Origin of the sequence: Barnesiella sp. CU968 (assembly GCF_905219685.1) — a bacterium.
GTDB classification, from domain to species: Bacteria; Bacteroidota; Bacteroidia; order Bacteroidales; family Muribaculaceae; genus Lepagella; species Lepagella muris_A.
Genome location: NZ_CAJMXD010000248.1, coordinates 1 through 4,464 on the forward strand (window position 1 = coordinate 1; position 4,464 = coordinate 4,464).

The 4,464-nt window shown below is 48.8% G+C and carries 5 protein-coding genes; 1 reads left to right on the forward strand and 4 read right to left on the reverse strand.

Going from position 1 to position 4,464, the window contains the following annotated elements; all coding sequences use genetic code 11:
- Nucleotides 1–180 precede the first annotated feature (180 nt).
- On the forward strand, nt 181–1,284 hold the full coding sequence (gene ychF / locus JX312_RS09645) for a redox-regulated ATPase YchF (protein ID WP_124029447.1): 1,104 nt from the start codon (nt 181–183) through the stop codon (nt 1,282–1,284).
- Here ychF and JX312_RS09650 read toward each other — a convergent pair.
- From JX312_RS09650 to JX312_RS14325, 4 genes are all read right to left on the reverse strand, one after another.
- The gene (locus JX312_RS09650; RefSeq protein WP_204457845.1) at nt 1,274–2,212 is read right to left on the reverse strand and encodes an ATP-grasp domain-containing protein; all 939 of its coding nucleotides are present in this window, start codon (nt 2,210–2,212) and stop codon (nt 1,274–1,276) included. The two genes, ychF and JX312_RS09650, sit on opposite strands and share 11 nt — an antisense overlap.
- Nucleotides 2,213–2,249: 37 nt before the next feature.
- Nucleotides 2,250–3,173, reverse strand: coding sequence for a GNAT family N-acetyltransferase (locus tag JX312_RS09655; RefSeq protein WP_204457846.1), 924 nt, complete (start codon nt 3,171–3,173; stop codon nt 2,250–2,252).
- Nucleotides 3,174–3,270: 97 nt separating this feature from the next.
- Nucleotides 3,271–4,149: a PHB depolymerase family esterase gene (locus JX312_RS09660; protein WP_123403021.1), complete on the reverse strand. Its 879-nt coding sequence runs from the start codon at nt 4,147–4,149 to the stop codon at nt 3,271–3,273.
- A 62-nt stretch (nt 4,150–4,211) separates the two neighbouring features.
- A complete protein-coding gene (locus JX312_RS14325; protein ID WP_370541495.1) occupies nt 4,212–4,403 on the reverse strand; it encodes a GSCFA domain-containing protein in 192 nt (63 codons plus the stop codon).
- Nucleotides 4,404–4,464: the final 61 nt, after the last annotated feature.

The following is a 4,464-nucleotide window of genomic DNA, read 5'->3' on the forward strand; positions in this document are numbered from 1 at the left end:
AAAACTGAATTTTGACTCGCCTAAAAATGTTTTCTTCCGTCAAATCGCTAATTTTGCACTTGCCAGTTGAGAGTAGGATTTGATGATATAACACTTTTGCGAGGCTTTTGGTTCGCACATACCTTCTGTGAATTGAAATTTTTTAGCTAATTTTGCAGAATAATCAGAAATAAAAGATATATGTCATTAAAATGTGGAATTGTTGGACTCCCCAATGTAGGGAAATCCACTCTATTTAATTGTCTCAGTAACGCAAAGGCACAGAGTGCCAATTTCCCGTTTTGCACGATTGAGCCAAACGTAGGTGTGATTTCAGTTCCCGATGACCGGTTGACAAAGCTGGTGGAAATGTGCAATCCCCGCTCTACAGTGCCTGCCACAGTAGAGATCGTGGATATAGCCGGTCTTGTGAAAGGTGCGTCCAAGGGTGAGGGACTCGGCAATAAGTTCCTTGCCAATATTCGCGAAACGGATGCCATACTTCATGTGCTCCGCTGCTTCGATGATGATAATATAACACATGTCGACACAACGGTGGACCCGGTGCGCGACATGGAGGTTATCAATTATGAGCTTCAGCTCAAAGACCTTGAGACCGTAGAGGCAAGGCTTGCAAAGACTGAGAAGGCTGCAAAGGCAGGTGGTGACAAGTCTGCGAAGATGCAGCTTGAGGTGCTTAATGCTTATAAAGAGGCTCTTTTGCAGGGTAAAGCCGCCCGTTCTGTCGTGATTGAGGGAAAAGAGGAGGAGAAATTTGCGCGCGAGCTGTTCCTGCTCACCAACAAGCCGGTGCTTTATGTGTGTAATGTGGATGACGCGTCGGCTGTCAATGGCAACCATTACGTGGAAGCAGTACGTGAGGCGATTGCCGGAGAAGGAGCGGATCTGATGATTGTGGCGGCGAAGACCGAGAGCGAGATAGCCGAACTCGACACATGGGAGGAGCGAAAGGAGTTTCTTGAGGAAATAGGACTGTCGGAATCGGGTGTGAGCCGACTGATACGTGCAGCCTACTCACTGCTTGACCTGCAAACATATTTCACGGCAGGCGCAGACGAAGTGAGAGCGTGGACATTCATGCGCGGAACCAAAGCCCCTCAGGCAGCCGGTATAATCCATACAGACTTCGAGAAAGGATTTATCCGTGCGGAAGTAATCAAATATGAGGATTACGTATCGCTCGGATCTGAGGCGGCGGTAAAAGAAGCGGGAAAAATGGGCGTTGAAGGGAAAGAATACGTGGTGCAGGATGGCGACATCATGCATTTCCGTTTCAATGTCTGAAAATAGCTTCCTTCTGATAGCGAGCCATAAGGACTCCGTCTTCCCAACCGGTAGACGGAGTTACTTTTTTACCCATTGCTTCAAGCAATATATAGTCTGTGATCGGGGCGCCTGCATATATCGAGCATATGACGCCGCCGCCGAGACGCGGATTTACTTCCATCAACAGGAAACGGTCTTTGTCAAGGTCATGCAGGAACTGGATTGTCACCGGACCAGTAAGACGGAAATGTTCGATGACCTTGCGACTCATGTCGATGAGCTGGGTGTTGCGGTATGTCCTTGTTCTGGTCACTTCTCCCCCCATTATCTCAAGACGTTCACGGGGAACAGTGGCAAGAATATCGCCGGATTCGCTTATGTAGCAGTCAACGGAATATTCCCTGTTGTTTTCTATGTATTCCTGAATTATATATTTGTCAAGATTCTGTAGGAGCATCAGGTCTTCCACATCGTGAAATATCTTGATTCCTCTCGATGAGCCACCCTTGCGGGGCTTTACGATTGCCGGCATCTCATTGTCGATTACGGAATATGTGCGGGGAATCGGGAAGCCGGCTTCTTTGAAGAGACGTGCAGCCTCGACTTTGTCGAACATGCGGGATGTGGTGGAGAAGTCAGCCACCGGCACAAATACCCCGTTTATTTTCTCTTTGCACAACGATGCTATCTCTATAGCCGGATTGATGAAGGGGAGAATTATTTTGACATCATGCTCTTTTACAACTCGTGTGATGTCTTCGATCACATCCGGGTCTGAAAAGCTTTTCCCTTTTATCACTTCGCCTTCTATGGCGATGGGGACTTCGGTGTCAAGTTCGTAGGCTATGATCTTTACATCGCATCCGAGACGTTTGCCGCTGTCTTTCAACAGCTGGGCTACCGAGACGCGGCGTGAGCCGCCAAGCATAAGGATTGTTGTGTTCATCTGGGTGTGTGAGGAGTTGAATGAGGAGAAATTTGTGTTACATGGAATAGGAGCCTATATGCCGCATTTTCTTGTCTTCGAAAATGTCTGAAATCTTGAAGAATATGCCGCTTTCCTCGACATCTCCGAATTCACGGTTTATGGAGGTTCCGAACATTCTCATTGTGGGTGACAAAGCCATATATGAGTTTACGAGCGGGGGGATTTTCAGATCATGTTCGCGGATGAAATGATTGAGGATGCGGAAATCCTCTTTATAGTCAGACCCGGTGAAGCGAGACTGTATTTCGATGGAATCCGCAGCTGTAGGCAGCGGGTCGATTGGTGTGACAAGGGAGTCAGGATCCGGGAAATGCTTGTGCATGAATCCAAGAATCATGTCGCGGCACTCATGGTTATATTGCGGATACATTGTCACTTTGCCGAAAAGATACTTGATCTGCGGATATATCACCGTCAGCGCGCCGAGACCGTCCCAGAGGTTGTCAAGGGCATACAATGCCTTTGCGCCGGCTTTTGTCGTCTGGTATTCAGGAGCCACGAACGAGCGCCCGAGTTCGATTGTTTCCGGAAGAAATTCAGATATGAACCGCTCGGAGAACCTGAACATGTGGGATGTGGCTATTCTAGGCACTCCGTTCACAATCTCTATGTCTTCGCCGAGAATAAAGCGGTAGCCGCCGATTATCTCACGGTCGGCGGGATTCCAGACAATCATCTGGCGGCAAGGAGACGGCATGGTGTCAAATTCATCTATGTCGCAGTCGAGACCTGTGCCGCCTCCGGCATCACGGAATGCGATTTCCCTCAATCGTCCGATCTCACGCATGGTATGGGGCGCATTGAAGGCGTCGACGACATAAATCTCGTTGTCACCTTTGTTGGTATGGCGCAGGAGTCTGTCGGGCGTCAGTTCTGCCTCTATCAGCGCGGGGTCTATTTTCTCTATGATGGGTTGCATATCTATCAGTTGAATCCTTGGACAAATGTCTCGGGATTCTTTTGAATTGCAAAATTAATAAAATCTCATTTAGTATGCAAACACACTACACGGCAACTCATCGGTCTTCCTTCGACGGAAGAAGATATTTCGAGAAGAAGCGCCACACTACATTGTGAGTGTCAATATCTTTGACGTGCCAGGAGTGCGCGCCGCCCTCGATTCTGTAGACTTCGACATCAAAACCGGAAGGTGAGTCGTAATATGTGGTGCGGGTCACGGTACGTGTCGGGTCGTTAAGCGTGGGGAAAGTTTCGGTGCGCATGGAACAGCAGCGGTTTGCCGTTGCCATAGTGCTGACTGCGAGGGGCACGGGAATGTAGCTGCCCCAGCCTCCGGTGTTGTCATGGTCGCCTTCCCACATGGATGTCTTGTCGGCGTCTCCGTGAATCTCCATAAATGGAACGGCTTGAGGCAACGGATTGTTTAGATAGGTGCATTCAAAAAGCAGTCCCGCCACCGATGCGTACGCACGAAAAAGTCCGGGAGCGGTGAAGGCAAGCTGGTAGCATAGGTCTCCGCCGTTAGACATTCCTGCCATAAAAGAGTTTTCCCTGCTCAGGTTGAAACGAGAACACACCTCCTCCTTGAGTTTCGCAAAGAAATCCGCTTCATCGATATTCATGGAATCCTGAGGTGGATAACCGACTTTCCATCCGTCTTTTCCACGCGAGTCCGGTGCCCCGTCGGGATAACACACCGCGAAACCTTCACGTTCGGCAGTGGCGTTCAGACCGGTGCGCCAGCGTGTTTTGGATCCGTAGCCGTGTGTGTAGATCACCAGTGGTGCGTTCTGTCTGAGTGTGTCGGGGAGATACATGGAATATGTGCGAATTGTGTCGCCATATGCGAACTCGTATTTTACGATCTCTTTTTTGTCGGCATTGCATGTCAGGAACGATATCGCTCCCAAAAGCGAAATAATAAGTTTTTTCATTGTGTGTTATTTCGTTGTTAAATAAGCTGTTTCAGGATTACTTGGAATTAAAGCCGGTAATTTTACCGATTGCCTATTATATTCCTGTGGAGCGACCGTTTTGTTTCTTTCTCCCCGGCTTTCAGCTTTTCTTTTCCGACGGAGTCAAGATATGTCTCCTGAAACACGTCCCAGATATACTCCACAGCCGTGTCTGACGGATGGACAAGGTCTCGGGCATAGAAGCGATAGTCGCGGAGGTCATCGGTAACAATCTCGTATGCCGTGAAATTCGTCTCTTAAACAAATTTCCGAGCCCACGAGACCTGAAAGGAT